Here is a 1,404-nt window from a genome sequence, read left to right on the forward strand (position 1 = left end):
TGATCTTCGAGAGGGCGAGCGCGCCGGTGCCGAGTACCCAGAGAGGCCGCGAACGACTGCCGAGCAGCGCAACGCGTCCGGCAACCTCTAGCGCTCGATGCGCCAGGATCGTGCGTCGCAGGTACTTGACGTCACGCATCCCCCGATCCGCCTCGATCTCGCGGCGGAGGGTGTCGAGTTCGGCACCCAGCGCCTCTACGTCGGCGTCGGTCAGATGCGCGTACTCGTTGATGTCAGTGATGGCCATTGAGCCCCATTATGCCGACCTTCTCGTTTCCCTGCGCCGCCGCGGGGTGCGGCCACACGTCCACGACGATCAGGCGGCAGCCTCGTCGTCACCGCGCGCCGTACGCAACGGTGTCACCACGGCACGGCCTCCCCGAGCGGCCCGACGACGCTCACGCAGACCCGCGATGGCCGAACGCAGGCCACGACGGGTACCGGTCTTCTCGTCGACGGTCGCCTGGAGTCGAGTGCCCTCGGGCAGTCCCTGCTTGAAACGGCGCTCGGATGCGGTCTCCGGCGCATCGTCGGCGGTCGCCTTGAGGTACTTGTCCGGCAGCGAGAGCTTGGCAATGGTCCGCCAGGTCTTGGCGTACTGCACCGGGAACGGACCCGAGGTGTAGGGCAGGTCGTACTTGTCGCACAGCGCGCGCACCTTCACCGCGATCTCGGCGTACCGGTTGCTCGGCAGGTCCGGGAAGATGTGGTGCTCGATCTGGTACGAGAGATTGCCACTCAGGAACGCCAGGACGAACCCGGAGTCGAAGTTGGCGCTGCCCAGCATCTGGCGTAGGTACCACTCGGCCTGGGACTCGCTGTCGATGTCCTGCTTGGTGAACTTCTCCGCACCGTCGGGGAAGTGGCCGCAGAAGATGACGGCGTTGCTCCACACGTTGCGGATGACGTTGCCGAGCGCGGTCGCGGTCGCGGCCTTGCGGTAGGCGTTGACGTAGCCGACCTTGTGCCCGGTGGTCGCGCTGACCAGCGCCGGGTAGGCGAGGTAGTCCTTGGCGACCTGCTTGCCGATCTTCGACAGCACGTCGGCGACATCGCGCTTGTGCTGTTCCTGCTCCTCCGGCGTCCGGCGCTTCTTGCCCAGCTCGAGGTGTTGCACGGCGACGCCGTACTGGAACGCGAGCGCGAGGATCGTGTTGTAGACGAGGTTGCCGTAGTTGAACGGACGCCACCGCTGATCACGGGTGACGCGCAGCAGGCCGTAGCCCACGTCGTCGTCCATGCCCAGCACGTTCGTGTACTTGTGATGGATGTAGTTGTGGGAGTGCTTCCAGTGCGGCGAGGCGCACACCATGTCCCATTCCCAGGTGGTCGAGTGGACCTCCGGGTCGTTCATCCAGTCCCACTGCCCGTGCATCACGTTGTGCCCGAGCTCCATGTTCTCGA

General features: G+C 65.8%; 1 protein-coding gene and 1 pseudogene. Both read right to left on the reverse strand.

The window, feature by feature from the left end; translation table 11 throughout:
- Window positions 1-247: pseudogene (locus OK17_RS16815) on the reverse strand (acyl-CoA desaturase); the annotation flags it as partial.
- A 69-nt stretch (window positions 248-316) separates the two neighbouring features.
- On the reverse strand, window positions 317-1,404 hold a 1,088-nt coding region (locus OK17_RS16820; protein ID WP_461418133.1), incomplete at its 5' end, for a fatty acid desaturase family protein.

It is taken from the genome of Gordonia sp. GN26, from assembly GCF_054823965.1.